The 19844-nt window shown below is 72.8% G+C and carries 21 protein-coding genes; 15 read left to right on the forward strand and 6 right to left on the reverse strand.

Annotated features, from left to right (window positions below; all coding sequences use genetic code 11):
• The first annotated feature begins 53 nt into the window (after positions 1 to 53).
• The gene (locus ACIQF6_RS02140; RefSeq protein ID WP_400888993.1) at positions 54 to 197 is read left to right on the forward strand and encodes a hypothetical protein; all 144 of its coding nucleotides are present in this window, start codon (positions 54 to 56) and stop codon (positions 195 to 197) included.
• Positions 194 to 1348 (forward strand): hypothetical protein, encoded by a 1155-nt coding sequence (locus ACIQF6_RS02145; RefSeq protein ID WP_400888996.1) that lies wholly within the window; start codon positions 194 to 196, stop codon positions 1346 to 1348. The genes ACIQF6_RS02140 and ACIQF6_RS02145 overlap by 4 nt, the downstream gene beginning before the upstream one ends.
• Positions 1349 to 1704: 356 nt before the next feature.
• Here ACIQF6_RS02145 and ACIQF6_RS02150 read toward each other — a convergent pair whose 3' ends face one another.
• Entirely contained in the window at positions 1705 to 2937 is a 1233-nt protein-coding gene (locus ACIQF6_RS02150; protein ID WP_400888998.1) for an alpha/beta hydrolase, read from the reverse strand.
• A 184-nt stretch (positions 2938 to 3121) separates the two neighbouring features.
• On the opposite strand from ACIQF6_RS02150, the gene ACIQF6_RS02155 reads away from it, so the two are divergent.
• Positions 3122 to 4000: an ArsR/SmtB family transcription factor gene (locus ACIQF6_RS02155; protein WP_400889001.1), complete on the forward strand. Its 879-nt coding sequence runs from the start codon at positions 3122 to 3124 to the stop codon at positions 3998 to 4000.
• 288 nt (positions 4001 to 4288) lie between these two features.
• On the opposite strand, the gene ACIQF6_RS02160 is transcribed toward ACIQF6_RS02155, so the two are convergent.
• Positions 4289 to 4825 carry a GNAT family N-acetyltransferase gene (locus ACIQF6_RS02160; RefSeq protein WP_400889004.1) on the reverse strand — a complete coding sequence of 179 codons (537 nt, stop codon included), beginning with the start codon at positions 4823 to 4825 and terminating at the stop codon, positions 4289 to 4291.
• Positions 4826 to 4968: 143 nt separating this feature from the next.
• Between ACIQF6_RS02160 and ACIQF6_RS02165 the strand changes: the two genes are divergently transcribed.
• Positions 4969 to 5373 carry a hypothetical protein gene (locus tag ACIQF6_RS02165; protein WP_400889007.1) on the forward strand — a complete coding sequence of 135 codons (405 nt, stop codon included), beginning with the start codon at positions 4969 to 4971 and terminating at the stop codon, positions 5371 to 5373.
• A gap of 12 nt (positions 5374 to 5385) precedes the next feature.
• Here the strand turns inward: ACIQF6_RS02165 and ACIQF6_RS02170 are convergent, their stop codons facing one another.
• Entirely contained in the window at positions 5386 to 5994 is a 609-nt protein-coding gene (locus tag ACIQF6_RS02170) for a TetR/AcrR family transcriptional regulator (protein WP_400889009.1), read from the reverse strand.
• Between the two features lie 55 nt (positions 5995 to 6049).
• On the opposite strand from ACIQF6_RS02170, the gene ACIQF6_RS02175 reads away from it, so the two are divergent.
• Complete coding sequence (locus tag ACIQF6_RS02175; RefSeq protein WP_400889012.1) at positions 6050 to 6907, forward strand: alpha/beta fold hydrolase; 858 nt, start codon at positions 6050 to 6052, stop codon at positions 6905 to 6907.
• A 323-nt stretch (positions 6908 to 7230) separates the two neighbouring features.
• On the opposite strand, the gene ACIQF6_RS02180 is transcribed toward ACIQF6_RS02175, so the two are convergent.
• Entirely contained in the window at positions 7231 to 7989 is a 759-nt protein-coding gene (locus ACIQF6_RS02180; protein ID WP_400889015.1) for a BTAD domain-containing putative transcriptional regulator, read from the reverse strand.
• Between the two features lie 302 nt (positions 7990 to 8291).
• Between ACIQF6_RS02180 and ACIQF6_RS02185 the strand changes: the two genes are divergently transcribed.
• From ACIQF6_RS02185 to ACIQF6_RS02210, 6 genes are all read left to right on the forward strand, one after another.
• Complete coding sequence (locus tag ACIQF6_RS02185) at positions 8292 to 8702, forward strand: hypothetical protein (protein WP_400889018.1); 411 nt, start codon at positions 8292 to 8294, stop codon at positions 8700 to 8702.
• Between the two features lie 233 nt (positions 8703 to 8935).
• On the forward strand, positions 8936 to 9370 hold the full coding sequence (locus ACIQF6_RS02190; RefSeq protein ID WP_400889020.1) for a hypothetical protein: 435 nt from the start codon (positions 8936 to 8938) through the stop codon (positions 9368 to 9370).
• Positions 9371 to 9558: 188 nt separating this feature from the next.
• A complete protein-coding gene (locus ACIQF6_RS02195; RefSeq protein WP_400889022.1) occupies positions 9559 to 9975 on the forward strand; it encodes a hypothetical protein in 417 nt (138 codons plus the stop codon).
• A gap of 321 nt (positions 9976 to 10296) precedes the next feature.
• Entirely contained in the window at positions 10297 to 10707 is a 411-nt protein-coding gene (locus tag ACIQF6_RS02200) for a hypothetical protein (protein ID WP_400889025.1), read from the forward strand.
• 209 nt (positions 10708 to 10916) lie between these two features.
• Positions 10917 to 11333, forward strand: a complete 417-nt coding sequence (locus ACIQF6_RS02205; protein ID WP_400889028.1) for a hypothetical protein — start codon at positions 10917 to 10919, stop codon at positions 11331 to 11333.
• A gap of 145 nt (positions 11334 to 11478) precedes the next feature.
• Positions 11479 to 12453 carry a hypothetical protein gene (locus ACIQF6_RS02210; protein ID WP_400889031.1) on the forward strand — a complete coding sequence of 325 codons (975 nt, stop codon included), beginning with the start codon at positions 11479 to 11481 and terminating at the stop codon, positions 12451 to 12453.
• Between the two features lie 135 nt (positions 12454 to 12588).
• Here the strand turns inward: ACIQF6_RS02210 and ACIQF6_RS02215 are convergent, their stop codons facing one another.
• Positions 12589 to 12981, reverse strand: a complete 393-nt coding sequence (locus ACIQF6_RS02215; RefSeq protein WP_400889034.1) for a VOC family protein — start codon at positions 12979 to 12981, stop codon at positions 12589 to 12591.
• A gap of 81 nt (positions 12982 to 13062) precedes the next feature.
• Positions 13063 to 13827 carry a TetR/AcrR family transcriptional regulator gene (locus ACIQF6_RS02220; RefSeq protein ID WP_400889036.1) on the reverse strand — a complete coding sequence of 255 codons (765 nt, stop codon included), beginning with the start codon at positions 13825 to 13827 and terminating at the stop codon, positions 13063 to 13065.
• A gap of 307 nt (positions 13828 to 14134) precedes the next feature.
• Here ACIQF6_RS02220 and ACIQF6_RS02225 point away from each other — a divergent pair, with 307 nt between their 5' ends.
• The 4 genes from ACIQF6_RS02225 to ACIQF6_RS02240 all read left to right on the forward strand — a co-directional run bounded on the left by ACIQF6_RS02225 (position 14135) and on the right by ACIQF6_RS02240 (position 19834).
• The gene (locus tag ACIQF6_RS02225; RefSeq protein ID WP_400890077.1) at positions 14135 to 15556 is read left to right on the forward strand and encodes an APC family permease; all 1422 of its coding nucleotides are present in this window, start codon (positions 14135 to 14137) and stop codon (positions 15554 to 15556) included.
• A gap of 26 nt (positions 15557 to 15582) precedes the next feature.
• Complete coding sequence (locus ACIQF6_RS02230) at positions 15583 to 17223, forward strand: amidohydrolase (RefSeq protein WP_400889039.1); 1641 nt, start codon at positions 15583 to 15585, stop codon at positions 17221 to 17223.
• A 125-nt stretch (positions 17224 to 17348) separates the two neighbouring features.
• Complete coding sequence (locus ACIQF6_RS02235; protein ID WP_400889041.1) at positions 17349 to 18728, forward strand: NAD(P)/FAD-dependent oxidoreductase; 1380 nt, start codon at positions 17349 to 17351, stop codon at positions 18726 to 18728.
• A gap of 134 nt (positions 18729 to 18862) precedes the next feature.
• On the forward strand, positions 18863 to 19834 hold the full coding sequence (locus tag ACIQF6_RS02240) for a hypothetical protein (RefSeq protein WP_400889045.1): 972 nt from the start codon (positions 18863 to 18865) through the stop codon (positions 19832 to 19834).
• Positions 19835 to 19844 lie beyond the last annotated feature (10 nt).

Here is a 19844-nt window from a genome sequence, read left to right on the forward strand (position 1 = left end):
TTGTGCGGTCGGGACGCGCGACGCCCCGGCGCGGGAGCCGAGCCATCGGGTCGGTGAACGGCATCGCCGCCGAGATCACCGGCTTCTTCGGCGTCTGCGCCAACCCGCACCGCATCGTCGCGCACACCGACGGCGGGATCCGCCAGCGGTACGAGAACACCTGCCTCGGCCACCCGCCCGTAGGATGTGGCGGATGATCACTACCGCACTGCTGATCGATTTCGCTGTCGTTCTCTCGGTGGTCGCCGCCCTGTGGTTCGGGTGGCGGGCACTGGGTGGGACGGTGGTGGGGCGGGGTGGGCGGGCGGTTCGGCCCGAGGTGGGGCTGGCGGTGGTGGTGGGTGCCGTGTACGTCAATCAACTGGTGTGTGCGGCCTATGTGGTGAGGGTGCACGGTGGGGACGCGTCGTTCGTGGCGCGGTACCTGCCGACCGGATGGTTCGCGCAGCCGGTGGGGAGCCCGGTGGTGCGGGCGCTCGCGGAGCGGCTGCCCGCGCCGTGGGTGTTCGGGCCGAGCGTGCTGCGGGTGCAGGCCTTCCTGGAGCTGCCGTTCGTGCTGTTCGCGTACGGGACGGTGCTGCGCAGGCTGAGTCCGGCGCGGTACCGGGCCGCGTTCGGATCGTGGCCGCTGGTGGGGGCGGCGGCGCTCTCGTACACGGTGGTGTTCGGCGTGGTCGAGTGGGCGCTGCGCAATCCGTGGACCGGCCAGGACCTGCTGATCCGCGCCGGGTCCGCGGCCGTCACCGCCCCGCTGGTGTGGGCCCTGGCGCGGCGCGACCGCGGGACGGAACTCCGGCCGGGGACAGTCGGGTTGCTGCACTTCGCCGTCTCGCTGTGGGCGGTCGGCGGGCTGGTGATGGTGGTGTACGACACCGCGCTGCTCTACAACTCGGCGCATCTGAGCACCCGTTGGCCCGAACTGCTGCTGTGCCTGGCGGCGCTGGCGGTCACCGGGAGGTGGAGCCCGGCGGGACGGGACACGACCGGACCGGCCACGGCCGCGCTCGCCGCGGTGCTGCGCCGCGGGCTGGTGCTGTTCCTGGTGCCGGCGCTGGCGGTGCGTTACGGGTTGGGGTTCGCCCATCCTGAAGTCGCCCTGGCCGGCGGGCTGTTCACCGCGGTTGCCGCGCTGTGGCACGAGCAGGTCCGGCGGGCGCTGCTGCCGCTCGCCCTCGCTGCGGGGGCCGGTCTCGGTGCCGCGTACCTGGCCCTGCACGCGATCGCCGACACCTATCCCGAGAGCGGCCTGCTCCGGGCGATGGTGGCCTTCGTGATGGTCGCCGTGCTGGTCTGCGCCCTCGTCGACCGCCGGGCGGCGAAGGCGGGCAGCGCTGCGTCAGTGGTCTGAGGGCTCCTCGGACGGTTCGGCGGGGCGGTCCATCAGGGCCGCCCCGAACGGCTGCCGGCCACCTACCACCGCATCCATGGCGTGACCTGCTTCCACGGCTGCCAGTCGGTCGGTGCCGACACCTTGTGGGGCGTCAACCGCCGCCGCAAGGGACCGCGAACACCCCGGCCGCGCTCCGGTCGAACCGGGCCTCTGCTTCACCCCGACCAACGGCTCCTGGGCGAACCCGGTCGAAGCGCGCTTCGGACCGCTGCGGCAGTTCACCCTCGCCAACTCGAACGACCCGAACCACACGGTCCGGACCCGGGAACGAGCAGACTGGTGAACCTGTGCGGTCATGGGCCGTTGCTTCCGGATCAGTGGCCGGCCAGGTGTCGTGCGAAGAACCTGCGGACCGTGTGGCGGACCTTGGGGACCGATACGGTCGGATCGACGGTGCCGATCAGCACGTTGCGCTCCGCAGCCGTCATCAACCCGGCTGCCTGGAGCTGGGGGAGCATCGCAGCGTAGTCGGTGAAGATCCAGTGGTTGGCGTCGGCGATCCGCGCGCTGCGGACCCATCGACCGGAGAGTGCGGCCAGGGCCGACCAGGAGCGGTCCAGTTCCTGCCGGCGATTGAACCCCTCGCTGCCGAGCAGGAGCAGTGGCCGGTCAATCCCGTCTGCCGCGACGGGGAACGGTTCGGCGGCGTCGCCGGGCGCGTCGGGCGGGTAGTCCAGGTAGCCCTCCAGGTTGATCCCGGCACGCACCCGTCGGTCCTCGTACATCACCTCGGTCACGGCGCTCCCGCCGGCGGAGTGCCCGTACACGCCGAGGCGGCGCAGGTCGAGCGTCTCGGCGAGGCCGCGCGGCAGCGGCAGGTCGGCCGCGTGCCGGAGCCGCCCGAGGACGCAGTGCAGGTCGGCGATCCGCGCGTCGATCATCGTGCGGGCCACGGCCGGCTGGTCCCGCGGGTCGCCGCGGAAGACGGTCGTCCGCACGGTGTCGCTCCGGTACGGCCGGGCATCCGGGAACTCGACCGCTGCGGCGTCGCCGGGGTGGTCGACGGAGAAGACGACGGCGCCGTGACTGGCCAGGTCTTCGGCCAGGGATGTCCCCAGGCCGCGCGGGTCGCCGCCGCCGGGGCTGTGCACCAGCACCGGCCATCGGCCCGACAGCGGCGACGCGCCCTCGAACGCGTGGGACCGGGTGGCGCCCCAGTTCACGCCCGCGGCGGGCAGGTGGAGGGGACTGAGCGGAGCGACCTCTCCGAACGCTTCCGCGGCCTGCGGCGGCAACTGTGGAGCCGGGGCGCGGCCGGCGACGTCGCGGGCCGGGTAGTAGACCGTCAGCATGAGCTCCCGCACGGGGATCTCGGGCGCCCACGGGTCGCGCCGGGAGTCGTCGACGAGGTACACCGGCCGGCACCCCACGAGGTGGCGGCCCGTGGGCGCGGGCAGGGTGAGAACGGCATCGCCCGGGACTCGGCCCGCGGCGGTGGCCCCGGCATCGGCGTAGGCGCGGTCGGTGGCGCCGAGCAACAGGGCGGCGGCGCCCAGCAGTGCGGACCTGGTGACGGCGCGTCGGCTGAGTGAGAAGTCGTGAGTCATGTCGTGCATGCTGTCCCGCCCGGCCCGGCGTCGGCGAGCGTTTAGGTTGGGGGCTCAAGGATGGCGCCCGGGACGCGGTTGGGGCCGACAGGCAGGGGGAGCCGTGCTCCGGATCCACTTCACGCCGGACGACTTCGCCCGGGTCGGCCTCGCGCCTCGGCCCGCGCCACTCCAGGAGCTCAACGTGGCGCTGACGATGATGTGCCGCCGGGACGGCGAGCTTCTCCACGGCTCATGGCGGCGCAGGGTGTTGCGCGCTCTGCCGAAGGCGACCCTCCCGCTCGCGGACCTCGTCCCGGGCGGGCGGGCGCCGAGCTTCCTGGACGTGCTGGCGGACTCCCTCCCGGACGCCTTGGAACAGGTCCGCCGGGCCCCGGCCGAGCTGGTCAGGGCCGAACTGGAACGCGTCTACGCACCCGCGCGCACCCCTGCCCCGGCGTGGATCCACGAACTGCACCGGGGTTCTCCCGAGGCATGGCACCTGATCCGTCGTGCGCAGGATGCAGCGTTCGAGGTGCTGCTCGGCCCTGTCTGGGCGCAGGTGCAGGACCTGCACCACGCCGAGTTCGTGCGCCGGGCCGTGCAACTTGCGGAAGACGGCGTCGGCTCGGTGCTGGCCGGGCTGCTGCCTGGCGCCCGCCTGCACGGAGGCGTTTGGGAGCTCCCGGGCAAGCCGCGGGAGGTCCACCTCGGCGGGCGCGGGCTGCTTCTCCTGCCCAGCTTCCACTGGACCGGTTGGCCGCTGTTGTCCGCCCTCCCCGACTGCCCGGTCGCTCTCACGTACCCGGCCGGTGCCGGCTTTCTGCCGCAGCCCGACGGCTCCGCCGGTCCGGAGGCGCTGGTCAAGGTGATCGGGAAAACTCGCGTCGAGCTGCTGCGCCTGCTGGCCGAGGAGCGCACCACGACCGAGCTCGCCCGACGGCTCGGCGTCAGCGCCGCCACGGTCTCGGCCCACACCGCAGCGCTACGCGGTGCCGGAATGATTTCCACCTCGCGTGCCGGCAAGGCGGTCCTGCACCGGCGAACCACGCTCGGCAGTCTGTTGCTACGCCACGATGCCTAGGGTCGGCCGCAAGCCACCACCGAATCCTCCGGTTCAGGCACGGCCAGCGCCAGCCCGGGTGAACGTATGCGGTCACGGCACCGGAGCGCCGTCGCGGAGACTCCGAACCCGCCGGCGACCTTGTTCACGGACGCCGCGTCCAGCCCCTCCGCGTCGGCGAGGGCCACGGCCGCCTCGGCGATGCGCTGCGAGGTCAGGCTCGGCTGGGGGCCGCGGGTCGGCCGGTCCTGCCCGCCCCACAGCAGTGGGATGCCCGCTGACGCAAACGTCCCGGTGGGGAGGATGGGTTCAGGCCGGGTGGCGGACGCCGAACCACTGCTCGGCGCCGTACTCCTCGAAGCGTTCGACCTCGGTGAAGCCCAGCTTCAGTGCCACGCGGCGCGAAGGGGCGTTGGCGACCTGGGTGGAGAGCACCACCGGCTCGCCCGCTCGCGCTTCGGCGCACCAGTCGAGGGCGGCCGCGCAGGCCTCGGTGGCGTAGCCGTGGCCCCAGGCGTGCGGCAGGAACATGTAGCCGAGCTCGGTCTCCGGGCCCTCCGGGCGGACGCGCCTGGGGTGCTCCGGGTCGCGCCGGTCGAGGGTGACGATGCCGATCATCGCGCCGTCGAGCTCGACCACGAACAGGCCGGGCCGCCGCCCGGGCGTCTCCGACATTGTCCGTTCGAGCTCCTCCCGCTCACGGGCGCCGCCGATGTACGTGCCGACCTCCGGCGAGGCGAACAGGTCGATGACCGCCGCCCGATCACGGGCCTCGGACTCGCGGAGAACGAGCCGCGCGGTGCGGACAGGAGCGGGCGGCCAGGCGTCGGATCCATGATCACTCATGCCGGGCAACCTACCCGAGACCTCCGATGCGCGGGCCGGAACGGGAGGGATCGGAAGGATCGGAGGGATCGGGAGGATCGGAAGGATCGGAACTGGCGGAAATCCCCGCGCGCGGCCGGTCGACGCCGTGTCAGGATCAGCGGATGCCCGCCCGCAACCGCCAGCTGCCACGCGGCCTTTCCTGGCCGCTCACCTCGACCGACATCCGCTCCACGCTCGGGGCGGAGGACGTGCCCGTCGGCTTCTGGCGGGCGGTCCGGGAGGACGGGGTGCTGGTGTCGGCCGAGTGGCTGCCCCGGCTCCGCGGCAACTACGGCGGCGGCATCCATCCGGGCTTGTGGGAGACGTTCAGAGTCGAGGTCTGGCCCCTGCCGTCGGCCCGGCGGGCCGCCGCCCGGCAGACGCTGCGCGCAGAGGTGCTGCCCGCGCTGGTGGAGTGGATCGCCGCCGCCCGCAGCGCGCCGGAGGGGTGGCAGGTGGTTGGACACAGCAGGTCCTGGCGGGTCGCGGACGGCGGCGCGGTCACGTACGTGGACGACCGGCGCTGATGCGACGGGCCGTCAACCGGCGGGCGCGAACAGCTCGTCCAGGTGGTGGGTGAGGATCGCGAGCGCGCGCTCGCCGTCGCGCTGGCCACCGAGGACGCTCTGGCCGAGGCCGTTGACCATGGCGGCGAGGCCGGCGGCGGTGACCTCCGGGTCGCGCGCGGGAGAGAGGCTGCCGTCCTGCTGGGCGGCGCGCAACTGCTTGGCGAGGAAGGACTCCAGGACATCGGCCTGGCCGGTGCCGTGCTTCTCCAGCGCCTCGGGGTCGTTGAGCACCAGGGCGTAGTACGCGGTGTAGGTGCGGGCGATGCGCCGGCTCTCGGCGTCGGTGGGTAGAATGCAGGCCAGCACCGCGGTGACCAGGGCGCGCGGGGTGGGCGGGCTGCCGGCGGCGGCGATCCAGCGGGCCATCCGGTCCTGCAACTGGGCGCCGAGGCGGGCCAGTGCGTCCAGCAGCAGGCCCTCCTTGGTCTCGAAGTAGTACTGGACCAGCCGCAGTGACACTCCGGCCTCGGCGGCGACCGCGCGCATGCTGGCGGACTGCAGCCCCTGGGTGTCGGCGATCCGCAGCAGCGCCTCGGCGATCTGCCGTCGGCGCTCCTCGTGCTCGACCTTCGTGTTCATGATCCGGCCTCCCTGGTACACCCGTATCATGCCGTGATACACATGTATCATGCGAATGAGCGAGTTCAGGAACGCCCAGGCCGCCGACCGATTCCACGCCGCCTACGACCACGCCCTGGCCGCCCTCTGGCCCGGCCCCCGCACCGCACAGGACGTCCCCACCGCCTACGGCGCCACCCGCGTCCACCGCACCGGAACCCCGGACGGACGGCCGATCGTGCTGCTCCCCGGGTCCGGCGGCAACGCCCTGATGTGGCACCACCACCTCGAACAACTCGCCCAGCACCACCAGGTGTTCGCCCTCGACCCGATCGGCGAACCCGGCGCCAGTACACAGACCGCACCGATCGCCGACGGCACGGACGCCGCCGCCTGGCTGGAGGACGTCCTGACCGGGCTCGACCTCACCGACGTGCACCTGGTCGGCTGCTCCTACGGCGGCTGGGTCGCACTCCAGCACCGGCTGCACCACCCCGGCCGGGTCGGCGCCATGACCCTGCTCGACCCGGCCGGCTTCAGCGGCTTCGGCTTCCGCTTCTACGCCTGGCTGATCGCCGGCGGCCTCGCCGCCTCCGCACCCCGCGCGCTGCGCCCCCGGCTGGCCCGGTGGGTCGCCAACAGCGCCGTGCTGGAGGACGAGTTGATGAAACTGACCCGCGCCGGCCTGGGCTTCCGCCGGGCCCTGCCCGTCCCGCCCGTGCTCACCGACGAGGAACTGCGACGGATCGACCTGCCGGCCCAGGTCCTGCTCGGCGCCCGCAGCGCCCTGCACGACTCCGCCGAGGTCGCCGCCCGGATCTCCCGCATCCTGCCCGAGGCCCGGGTCGAGGTCGTCCCCGGCGCCGGGCACTCCCTGCCGATGGACGCGCCCGACCTGGTGACCGAGCGGATCCTCGCGCAGAGCCTGGCCTGAGGCGCAGTCACATCCGGGACGCGACGCGACGTCGCTACCGAGCGGGACGCCGCTGCCGAGCGGAACGTGACTGCCGGACGAGAAGTCGCCGGCGGGCGGGAGGTTGCCGGCGGGCCGGACGGCGCTGCCTGGTCGGACGGCACTGCCCGGTCGGACGCTGCTTCCTGGCCGGACCGCGGTGGCTCGCTGCCGGGTGCCGGCTCGCGCCCGTGCGTGTCTCCTCGACCGTCGCGCGGCGAGGGCAGCGGTTCGCGGTCGGAGCCGTGGCCGCCGGGTCGGGTTGCCGTCACAGGTGCGCGGCAACCGGCGGCCGGTCGGGTACCTCAGGATGCGGCCCAGAGGGGCGTCGCGGTGTCGCCCTGCAAGATCCGGTGGTGCAACTCGCGGAGTTCGGGCCCGGGTTCGACGCCGATGGCGTCGGCGAGGTGGCGCCAGACCCGGTGGTAGACGGCGAGCGCCTCGGAGGGGCGGCCGGAGCGGGACAGGCCGGTCATCAGGAGCGCCCAGAAGCGCTCCCGCTCGGGGTGGCGGGCCGTCAGTTTGCGCAGCTCGGCGACGGCGGTGCCGGTGCGGCCCAGACGGAGCAGTGCCTCGACGCGCAATTCGCGGACGTCGAGGCGGAGTTCGGAGAGCCGGACGGCCTCCTCGTGGTGCAGGACGGCACAGGCGATGTCGGCGAGGGCCGGGCCCCGCCACAGCGCCAGGGCCTGATCGAGAGCGGCCAGGCCCTCGTCCGGACAGCCGTCGCGGACCTGCCGGGCTCCGTGTTCGTAGAGGCGGACGAACCGGTGGGCGTCGAGTTCGGTGTCGGTGATCGACAGCCGGTATCCGCCGGGGCCGGTCTCCAGGCGCGGGCCGAGCGGGCCGAGGGAGCGCCGCAGGCGCATCACATAGCTGCGCAGGGTGGTGGCGGCGCCGGCCGGTGGGCGGCCGTCCCAGACGAGTTCGGCGAGGGTGTCGCTCGGAACGAAACCGGGCCGCAGTAACAGGGCGGCCAGCAGGACGCGTTGGCGGGCGGCCGCCAGCGGCCGAGGACCGGTCTGATCGGATATCACCAGGGGGCCGAGAATCCCGAAGTGCATCTGTTCCTCCTCGTACGTGGGTGGACCCGGGACGGTGTCCCGGGACGGGGAGTTGTCGATCGCCCCCGGCCTACCCACGGTTCGGCGGAGCGAGCCGCCCCGCCGCCGCCGGTCAATCAATTCCGGTCAACCGGACAGCTGGACCCGCAGGTCGGGGCCGTTTCGCGGACGCCACACGGGTGCGACGGAGCCGCCACGGGCCTGACGAAGGATGGGTTTCGCGGGGCCACCGATCACTGGAGGGGCCCGCCGCCACTCCGGTGTCGGATGTTCCGGCACCGCCGTTGAGGAAGGACCTCGAGATGCGTCTTCGCAAGCTCATCGCCGCGGCCGGTATCGCCACCACCGTCGCCGGCTTCGGCCTGGCCTCCGCCGGTGAGGCTTCGGCCATCAACTACGACTGCTCCAGCGGCCAGGTCTGCCTGTACTACAACTCCTCGGGCAGCGGCTACAACGCCGTCTTCAAGCAGACCAGCAACATCTCCGACTACGCGAACTACTACTTCTCGGCCGGCAACAACGGCAGCGCCGGCGCCGGTGTCTCGGTGAAGAACAACGCCGCGGCGGTCGACAGCTGGTACAGCGGCACCTTCACCGTCTACTACAACAGCGGCTACAACTGCTCCGTCGCCTGCCAGAACATCGGGTCCCTGGCCACGGTGGACCTGAACTCGTCGCTGAAGAACAACAACGCCTCGGGCAAGTTCAACTGAGCCGACGCACCATCGGCTGAGTGATCGCCGGCAGGGCTGAGGCTCCCGACCGCTCACGCGGCCCGGGAGCCGCAGCCCCGCCCCGGCGGTCGGTTCATGGACGCCACCTCGCAGCGACGTGCCCGCCACGGGCACGGCGAAGGATGGGGTTCGTGGGCCATCAATTGTTGGAGTGGCCCGCCGTCGCTCCGGTGTCGGACGTTCCGGCGCCGTTGTTGAGGAAGGACCACGAGATGCGTCTTCGCAAGCTCATCGCCGCGGCCGGTGTCGCCACCACGGTGGCCGGCTTCGGTCTGGTCTCCGCCGGTCAGGCCTCGGCCATCATTGCCGACTGCTCCGGATCGCACTCCGTCTGCCTGTACTACAACCCCTCGACGTACGGCTACGGCGCCGTCATCAAGCAGGGCTTCGACATGCCGGACTACACGAACTACTACTTCTCGCCCAGCAACAACGGCAGCGGCGGCGCCGGGGTGCCGGCGAAGAACAACGCCTCGGCCGTCGACAGCTGGTACGGCGGCACGTTCACCATCTACTTCAGCCCGAACTTCAGCTGCTCCGTCGGCTGCGTGACCATCCCCGCCTGGGCCACGATGGACCTGACGGGGGCGGCGAACGACCACAACGCCTCGGGAGCGTTCACGGGCGGAGTGCCGGCTGCTGAGTGATCGCCAGTTCTGATCGACCGGGCCGCTGGACGCACAGGTCGCGGTCGGTTCGTGGACGCCACATGGGTGCGACGTGCCCGCCACGGGGGCGGCGAAGGATGGGGTTCGTGGGCCATCAATTGTTGGAGTGGCCCGCCGTCGCTCCGGTGTCGGACGTTCCGGCGCCGTTGTTGAGGAAGGACCACGAGATGCGTCTTCGCAAGCTCATCGCCGCGGCCGGTGTCGCCACCACGGTGGCCGGCTTCGGTCTGGTCTCCGCCGGTCAGGCCTCGGCCTTCGACGCCGACTGCGCCGGGAACACCCACGCCGTCTGCCTCTACTACAACACCTCGGCGAACGGCTACGGCGCCTACTTCAAGCAGACCGCCGACACCCCGGACTACGGGAACTCCGTCTTCACGGCCGGCTTGAACGGCACCGCCGGTGCCGGCGCCCTGGTGTGGAACCACGTCAAATCCGTCAACAGTTGGTACGGCGGCACCTTCGTGATCTATTTCGGCAGTGGCGCCTACAACTGTTCCGTCGGCTGCATGTCCGTCGCGCCGTGGGCCACGGTGGACGTGAACCTGCCGATGAACAGCACCATTTCGACCAGGTTCTCCTGAGCCGAAGCGCCGTCGGGCGCTCCCTCCGGCGTGTCCCTCCGGCGTTTCCCTCCGGCCTTCCGTCGGCAGTAGGGCTGCGGCTCCCGACCGTTCGCGCGGTCCGGAGCCCGCGGCCCCGCTCGCGGACGGCCCGGGCCGTGGCCGCGGTGCCGCCGCGTCCGGTCGACCGCACGGCGGGAGGCGCAGCTCGGAGCCGGTGGTTGCGGACGCCACGCGGGTGCGACGGGCCCGCCACGGGGTCGGCGAAGGATGGGGTTCGTGGGCCACCGATCGACGGGGCCCGCCGCCACTCCGGTGTCGTTGTCGAGGGAGGACCACGAGATGCGTCTTCGCAAGCTCATCGCCGCGGCCGGTGTCGCCGGCACGGTGGCCGGGCTCGGCCTGGTCCCGGCCGGTGAGGCTTCGGCCGTCACTGCCGACTGCTCCGGGTCGCAGTTCGTCTGCCTGTACTACCAGGTTCCGGCGGGCGGCTACGGCGCCACCTTCAAGCAGACCTTCAGCATCCCGGACTACGCCCCCTACGTCTTCACGGGCCCGAGCGGCAGCGCCGGCGTGGGTGTCTCGGTGCGAAACCACGTCGGAGCCGTCGACAGCTGGTACAGCGGCACCTTCACCATCTACTACAACACCGGCTACATCTGCGCCGTCGCCTGCCAGAGCGTCCCGGCCATGGCCACGGTGGACCTGAACTCGGCGCTGAAGAACAACAACGCCTCGGGCGCGCTCAACTGAGCCGACGCGCCATCGGCCGAACCGCCGTCAGCAGGATCGCGGCCCCGAACCGTTCGTGCCGTTCGGAAGCCGCGGCCCGCTCCGACCGCCGTGGACGCCACACAGGTGCGACGGGCCCGCCACAGGGTCGGCGAAGGATGGGGTTCGTGGGCCACCGATCGGCGGGGCCCGCCGCCACTCCGGTGTCGTTGTCGAGGAAGGACCTTCGGATGCGTCTTCGCAAGCTCGTCGCCGCGGCCGCCGTCGCCACCACGGTCGCCGGCCTCGGCCTGGCCTCCGCCGGCGAGGCCTCGGCCATCACTGCCGACTGCTACGGATCGCACATGGTCTGCCTCTACTACAACTCCTCGGGGAACGGCTACAACGCCGTCTTCATGCAGACCGGCAACATCTCCGACTACGCGAACTCCTACTTCCAGAGCAGCCGGAACGGCGGCACCGGCTCCGGCACCTCGGTGAAGAACAACGCCGCCGCCGTCGACAGTTGGTACAGCGGCACGTTCATCGTCTACTACAACAGCGGCTACAACTGCGCCGTCGCCTGCCAGAACATTCCGGCCTGGTCCACCGTGGACCTGAACTCGGCCCTGAAGAACAACAACGCTTCGGGCCTGTTCTACCTCTGAGCCGACGAAACCATCGACCGATCCGACGTCAGCAGGACCGCGACACCGGGTCGCTCGCGCGGCCAGGAAGCCGCGTCCTCGCTCGGGCCGGCCGGTTCAGGCCCGTGACAGCTGTGCCCGCCCCGACTTCGAGGAGTACCCGCTCGTGCCCCGCCACCCGCGCCGTTCCCGCCGTACCTCCGGGCTGCTCGTCCTGCCGCTGCTGCTGGCCGCCGGCTGCGCGGGTGCCGTCGCCGCGCCGCAGAGCGCCGAGCGGCCGAGCCAGTCCGCGTTGCCGACACCCTCGGTGGGTGCCGCGCCCGTGACCGACTCGGCCAACGCGCTGCCGCTGCCGTTGGACGGCTACCTGCTCAACCCGGCGCAGCTCACCGCCGTTCAGCAGGCGCAGGCGAAGCTGGTCGACACCTGCATGGCCGGGCTCGGCCTGGACTACCACTTCCCGGTGATGTCCAAGGAACTGCGCGACCCGGACGCGCCGACCACCCGGATCGACGGCCGGTACGGGCGGCAGAACGCGGAGTTGATGACCCGCTGGGGCTACCACCCGGTGGGCGGTGCGCCGACCGACTCCGCCAACGCCAAGCCGCCGGTGGAGGCCCCGGAGATCAGGACGGCCGAGACCGGGTCCGACAAGCCGAAGGACCGGTTCGGGCCCGGCGGGCAGCTGATCAACGGGCACAAGGTGCCCGAGCGCGGCTGCGTGGGCCAGGCCAACCGCCGGCTGACCGGGACCCCGGACGGGCAGATCGGCGACCCGCAGAGTGCTGTCGACGCGAAGTTCCGCACGCTGAGCGCCGCGCGGGAGGACCCGCGCACCCAGGCCGCGTTCGCGCAGTGGTCGGCGTGCATGGAGGAGCACGGCGTCACCGGGTACACCGACCCGATCGCCGCGATCGCCGACCCCGAGTGGAACAGCGGCCCGCAGCCCGGTGCACGCGAGCTGAAGGTGGCGAGCGCGGACGCCGACTGCCGGCACCGCGGCAACGTGGTCGGGATCTGGTACACCGTCGACTTCGCGTACCAGCAGGAAGTGGTGAACGCCGATCCGGCCGGGATGGCGCAGGTCAAGGCCGGACTGGAGACCCAGGTCCGCAACGCCACCGAAGTACTGGCCGGCTGACGGGAGTTCAAGCCGCCGACGCCGGGACCCGCAGACGGACGGGCCCCGGCGCGGGCGGCCCGCAGGGCGTCGTCGGGGAACTCCTGGAGCACCTGCCCGCCCGGCGAGGGCGCGGCTCGGACGCGGCCCCTTCGGTCAGGGCGTGGGGCGGACGATCTGGACCAGGTTGCCGCAGGTGTCGTCGAACACCGCCGCCGTCACCGGGCCCATGCGGGTCGGCTCCTGGGTGAACCGCACCCCGAGCGCGCGCAGTCGCTCGTACTCGGCCTGCACGTCGTCCACCATGAACGACACCGCCGGAATGCCGTCCGCGACCAGCGCCGCCTTGTACGGCGGGACGGCCGGGTGCTCGGACGGTTCGAGCAGCAGCTCGGTGCCCTCCGGCTGCTCCTGCGGGACCACCGTCAGCCAGCGGGCTCCGCCGCCGACCGGCACGTCGTGCTTCTTCACGAAGCCGAGCACCTCGGTGTAGAAGCGCAGCGCCTTCTCCTGGTCCTCGACGAACACCGAGGTGATCCAGATCCGCATCCCGTCGCCCTCCGCGCGTCGACACCCGCGACCGACCTTACGGCCCGTCACCACCGGGGCCGGCGGCGGCGCGCCGGGCGTTCACCCCGGGTGGGGGAGGCGGGCGGCGACGGCGGTGAGGAGGAGGTCGAGGGCGAGGGGGTAGGCGCTGCGGCGCATGTCGGCGGCGAGCAGGCGGGTGGTCGCGGCGATGTGCGGGTGCGTGGCGGGGGAGAGGGTGCGGTAGGCGGTGTCCCAGACGGCGAGGTCGGCGTGCTGGGCGGGCACGGGGAGGGCGAGTGCCGCGGAGTCGAGGACGGCGAAGCCGAGCGCCTGGTCGATGAAGGCGTGGTAGAGGCTGACGGCGTCCGGGTCGGGGAACCCCGCGTCGCGCAGGATGCCGAGCATGGTCTCGATGGCGCGGATCTCGTTGGCGCGGCCGGTGGTGCGGTGCGCGGCCAGGACGGCGGCCTGCGGGTGGGCGAGCGAGTGCGCGTGGACGCGCAGGCCGACCTCGCGCAGGTCGGCGCGCCAGTCGCCGGTGGGCTGCCACCCGCGCAGGGCAAGGCCGATGAGTTCGTCGGCGACGGCGAGCAGCAGGTCGTCCGTGCTGTGGAAGTAGCGGTAGATCGCGCTCGGGTCCGCGCCCAGCGCCGCGCCGAGCCGGCGGACGCTGAACGCCTGCGCGCCGTGCTGACCGACCAGGCGCAGCGCGGTGTCGACGATCACCTGTTGGGAGAGCACGGTGCCCTGCTTGGTGGGGCGCCGGCGGCGGCGCGCGGCCTCCGGGACGACGCGGTCGGGCGCGCGGTCCGACGCTCGGTCGGACGGTCGGTCGGGTGCGCGGTCGGAGGGTCGGTCGGTCATGGCAGCCGACCTTATGACAACGGCATTGACGTGTGAAGCGGCGCGCGGGTTTCATGGCGTGCCACCGGCCCTCCCGCCGGTGCCCCCACCCGGCGCGCCGGCCCCGGCGGCCGGCCCGTCGCCGTCCTGCCGCGCCCCCGGCGGCAGGACTGTCCCCGCACTGCCGCGCCCGCCGCTTCCGCTGTCGGCGCGCCCCCAACTCGCGCCCTCCGTAAGGGCGTTCCCCCACGACTGAATCGGTGGTGATCCCTTGGCGACGACGCTCAAGGACAGCGGCCCCGTCCCCGGCGGCGGTGCCCCCGGCACGATGCGCAAGTCGCTCGGAGTCGGCGCGGTGGTGGTGATCGCGGCGTCCAGCACCGCGGCCACCACGTCGATCGGCATCGGCCTCGGGCTGATGGCGGGCGTGGTCGGCCTGCATCTGCCGGCCATCATGCTGCTGGCCTTTCTGCCGGTGCTGGGCATCGCCAGCGGCTACGGCCGGCTCAACCGGGTCGAGCCGGACGCGGGCAGCTCGTACCGCTGGGTGGGGCGGACGCTCAGCCCGTGGCTGGGCTTCCTGACCGGCTGGGTCAACATCGTCACCACGATCGTCTTCATGGCGTACACCACCACCGTCACCGGCTCGGCGATCGTCCAGCTGGTCGGCAAGGCGGGGCTGCACGCGCTGCCGGGCGTGGCGCTGGACCCCGACTCCAGCGTCCAGTGCACACTGATCGGCATGCTGGTGCTGCTGGCCGCCACCGTGGTCGCGGTGCGCGGGCTGGACCTGGCGGCGGCGCTGCAGAAGTACCTGCTGATCTTCGAGTACGCGGTGCTGATCGCGTTCTGCGGGTACGGGCTGTTCTCCGGCGACCAGCCGTTCAGCCTGTCCTGGTTCAACCCGTTCGAGATTCCCTCGCTCGGTGCGCTCGCCCAGGGCATGGTGCTGGCGGTGTTCTGCTACTGGGGCTTCGAGTCGGTGTTCAGCGTCGGTGAGGAGGTGCACGACCCGAAGGACGCCTCCCGCGGCGGGTTCCGGTCGCTGCTGCTGATGCTCGGCCTGTTCCTGTTCGCCGGCACCGCGTTCCAACGGGTACTGCCGATGGACGAGTTGGCCGACAACGGGGCGACCGGGCTGGCCTACTTCGCCGAGCGGCTGGCCCACCAGCCGCTGGCCGCACTGCCGTTGGTGGCGCTGACGTTCTCCGCGGCGGCCTCGCTACAGGCCGCGGTGATCCCGACCGCGCGCGGCTGCTACGCGATGGGCCGCGACGGCACCCTCGGCACCGTGTGGACGCGGCTGCACCCGCGCTACCGCACCCCGTCCGCCGGCACCTGGCTGATCACCGGAATCTCCTTGGGACTTGCCGCGCTGTCGCTGGCCATCCCGACCGTCACCGAGCTGATCTCGGCGACCGTCAACGCCATCGGCATCGTGGTGGCGCTGTACTACGCGCTGGTGGCGATCGCCTCCGCCGTGCGCTTCCGGCACCTGCTGCGCGAGGACTTCGTGGAGGGGCTGAAGGCGGTGGTCGCGCCGCTGTTCGGCGGGGTGGTGCTGCTGCTGGTCGGCGGCTACCTGGCCTGGACCTTCTACGCCTCCGCCGACCACTTCGAACTCGCCGCCGACAACGGCTGGTTCGAGCTCTCGGTGCCGGTGCTGATGATCGGCTCCGGACTGCTGGCCGCGGCCTGGTCCCGCTGGGGCCGCCGCTCGCCGTACTTCGAAGCCGCCCAATCCGCCTGACCGCAAAGAAAGTTCGAGGTTCCACCATGACCCGCGCCGACCTGGTCTTCACCGGAGGACCGATCCACACCGGCGACGCCGCCCGTACCCGGGCCACCGCGCTGGCCGTCACCGACGGGCGGATCACCGCCGTCGGCCATGACGAGGTCCGGGAGTTGATCGGCCCCGGCACCGAAGTCGTCGACCTGCACGGCAGGTTGCTGATCCCCGGTTTCCAGGACGCGCACGTGCACGCGGTGTTCGGCGGCATGGAGATGGCCGCCTGCGACCTCACCGGCACCGTCGGCGTGGACGACTACCTGCGGCTGGTCGCCGAGTACGCCGCCACCCACCCCGAGAAGGAGTGGATCACCGGCGGCGGCTGGTCGATGGAGAGCTTCGACGGCGGCCTGCCCACCCGGCAGCTGCTCGACCGGGTGGTGCCCGACCGGCCGGTGCTGCTGGCCAACCGCGACCACCACGGCGCCTGGGCCAACTCCCGCGCCCTGGAGGCCGCCGGGCTCACCCGCGACACCCCCGACCCGGCCGACGGCCGGATCGAGCGCGAGCCGGACGGCACCCCGAGCGGCATGCTCCAGGAAGGCGCCGTCGGCCTGGTCGGCAAGCACGCCCCCGGCACCACGGCCGCCGACCGCCTGGCCGGCCTGCTCGCCGCCCAGCGGATGCTGCACTCGCTCGGCATCACCGCCTGGCAGGACGCCCTGCTCGGCGACTTCGGCGGCAACCCCGACCCGTCCGACGCCTACCTGACCGCCGCCCAGGACGGCACGCTGACCGCCCGGGTGGTCGGCGCGCTCTGGTGGGACCGTACGCGCGGCGCCGAACAGATTCCCGAACTCGTCGCCCGGCGCGAGAGGTTGAGCCACGGACGGTTCCGGGCCGGCGCGGTGAAGATCATGCAGGACGGGATCGCGGAGAACTTCACCGCCGCCCTCACCAGCCCCTACCTGGACGGCTGCGGCTGCGCCACCGGCAACAGCGGCCTCAGCTTCGTCGACCCGCTCGCGCTGCGCTCCCACGTCGCCGCGCTGGACGCGCTCGACTTCCAGGTGCACTTCCACGCCCTCGGCGACCGCGCCGTCCGGGAGGCCCTGGACGCCGTCGAGGCCGCCATCGCGGCCAACGGCCGCCGCGGCAACCGCCACCACCTCGCCCACCTGCAACTGGTCCACCCGGAGGACGTGCCGCGGTTCGCCGCGCTCGGTGCGATCGCCAACATCCAGCCGCTGTGGGCCGCCCACGAACCGCAGATGGACGAGCTCACCATCCCCTTCCTCGGCCCCGAACGCGCCGCCTGGCAGTACCCGTTCGGCGACCTGCTGCGGGCCGGCGCCACCCTCGCCGCGGGCAGCGACTGGCCGGTCTCCAGCCCCGTCCCGATCGACGGCCTGCACGTCGCCGTCAACCGCCGCGAACCCGGCGCCGACCCTTCGACCCCCGTCTTCCTCCCCGAGCAGCGGCTCGACCTGGCCACCGCCCTCGCCGCCTACACCGCCGGCACCGCCCACCTCAACCGCCTCGACGGCACCGGCGCCCTCCGGCCCGGCCACCTCGCGGACCTGGTCGTCCTCGACCGCGACCCGTTCGCCGCCCCCGCCGACGAGATCGCCGACACCCGCGTCCTGCGCACCTACGTCGGCGGCCGGGCGGTGCACGCCGCCGAGTGACCCGGACACCGTGTCAGTCCGCGGGCAGGCGGGCTGACACGGTGTTCGTTGCCGCGCTCGGGGCGGCCCGACTACCGTCCCAGCACGCATCGCACCCCCCACGTCTTCGGAAGCAGGACAGCCACATGAGTACCGTCAACGGCGGCGTCTCCTTCTGGTACGCGGCCACCGGGCTGCCCGCGCGGCGGGCGGCACTGACCGGCGAGATCGAGGCCGACGTCTGCGTGGTCGGGGGCGGGTACACCGGGCTGTGGGCCGCCTACTACCTGAAGCGGGCCGCACCCGAACTCGAAGTGGTCGTGCTGGAAGGCGAGTTCTGCGGGTACGGGGCGTCGGGCCGGAACGGCGGCTGGCTGTACAACGGGATCGCCGGGCGGGGCCGGTACGCGCGGCTGCACGGGGAGGAGGCCGCACGGCGGCTCCAACTCGCCATGAACGACACGGTGTCGGAGGCACTGCGGGCCGTCGACGAGGAGGGCATCGACTGCGACGCGCACCGCGGCGGGGTCCTGGAGGTGGCCCGGACACCCGCCCAACTGGCGCGACTGAAGGAGCGGTTCGCGCACGAGCAGGCATTCGGGGCGGACGAGGTGCACCTGCTGAGCGCCGCACAGACCGCCGAACGGCTGTACGTGCACGGCGCATTGGCGGCGACCTGGACGCCGAACGGGGCACGGGTGCACCCCGCGAAGCTGGTGGTCGGCCTGGCCGCCGCCGTCGAGCGGCTGGGCGTACGGATCCACGAGTCGACGCCCGTCACCACGATCACCCCCGGGCGGGCCGGCACCGCGCAGGGCGGCGTCAAGGCCCGGGTGGTGCTCCGGTGCACCGAGGGGTTCACCGCCAACCTGGCCGGACAGAAGCGCAGTCGGCTGCCGATGAACTCCTCGATGATCGCCACCGATCCGCTGCCCGCCGAGGTGTGGGAGGCGATCGGCTGGAACGGCCGCGAGGTGCTCGGCGACGAGGCGCACGCCTACATGTACGCGCAGCGCACCGCCGACGACCGGATCGCGCTCGGCGGCCGGGGCCGCCCGTGCCGGTACGGCTCGCGGATCGACCAGGACGGGGCCACGCCCGCCGGAACGGTGGCCCAACTCCGGGCGATCCTGCGGGAGATGTTCCCCGCCGCGGCCGACGCCCGGATCGACCACGCCTGGTCCGGCGTGCTCGGCGTCCCCCGCGACTGGTGCGCCGCCGTCGACCTCGACCCCGCCACCGGGCTCGGCTTCGCCGGCGGCTACGTCGGCAGCGGCGTCGCCACCGCCAACCTGGCCGGCCGCACCCTGCGCGACCTGACGCTGCGGCAGCTGGGCAAGGGGGAGCGGACCGGACTCACCGAGCTGCCCTGGGTCGGCCACCGCGTCCGCCGCTGGGAGCCCGAACCGCTGCGGTGGCTCGGCGTGCACGGGCTGTACGCCGTCTACCGGCATGCCGATCGCCGCGAGCACGCCACCACCTCCCCGCTCGCCGGCCTCGCCGACCGGATCAGCGGCCGGGCCTGAGGCACTGTCGGCGCGGTCGCCCGTCCCACCGGAAATTGATTCGCACACCTGTCGCACGGACGTGATATGAACATCCGTCCGGGCAGCGGAGCGCCGCCCACGTGGACAAACGGCACTTTTGAGGGGAACCGGGCATGGGACTGTTCGCGCGGCTGACGCGCCGCTGGAACACGGGCGGCGGTGCACCGGGCCTCACCATCGACCCGGCCCACGGCGACCCCGAGCTGACGCTGCTTCGGGAGCGCGCCCTGGCCGGCGACTGGCCCGGCGTCCGCGCCGTCCTCGACCGCGCCGTCGACCAGGACGACCTGACCCTGATGATCGGCCTGCTCGCCGACGTCACCGGCAGCGAGAGCTGGCTGGGCCAGGCCCTCGCGGCCGACCCCGAGGACCCGGTGACGCTGCTCGCCCACGGCGCCCGGCACATCCACTGGGGCTGGGAGGCCCGTACCGCCGCCCGCGCGCAGCACGTCAGCGAGGAGCAGTGGAAGACCTTCCACGAACGGCTGGAGGCAGGCGAGGAACTGCTGTTCAAGGCCGCCGAACTCGACCCGGAGCTGCTCGGCCCCTGGCTCTTCCTGCAGATGAGCGGCCGCGGCGCGTCCGTCGACCGCTCCGCCGCCCGGCACCGCTTCGACGCGGCGCTGCGCCGCAGCCCCGGCCACCCGGCCTCGCACCGTCAGCGGCTGCAGCAGCTGCGCGCGAAGTGGAGCGGCTCGCACGAGCAGATGCACTCCTTCGCCCGCGCCTCGATGCTCGCCGCCCCCGAGGGCAGCCCGCTCGGCGAACTCGTCGCTCTCGCCCACATCGAGCACTGGCTCTCGCTGCCCTCCGGCGAGGACGCCGCGTACATGGGCCGCAACCAGGTCCGGGACTCCCTCCACGAGGCCGCCGACCGCTCGATCCGGCACCCCGACCACGTCCGCGGCCGGACCTGGGCGCAGACCCACAACACCTTCGCGATGGCCTTCTACCTGGCCGGGCAGCCGCACGCCGCGAACCTGATCTTCCAGGAGATCGGCAACGCCGTCTGCGAAGACCCCTGGAACTACCTCGGCGGCGACCCGGTGGACACCTTCCGCCGCGTTCGCGCAGCCTGCGCCTGACGCCTGACGC

It is taken from the genome of Kitasatospora sp. NPDC092948 (assembly GCF_044754805.1).
GTDB lineage: Bacteria > Actinomycetota > Actinomycetes > Streptomycetales > Streptomycetaceae > Kitasatospora.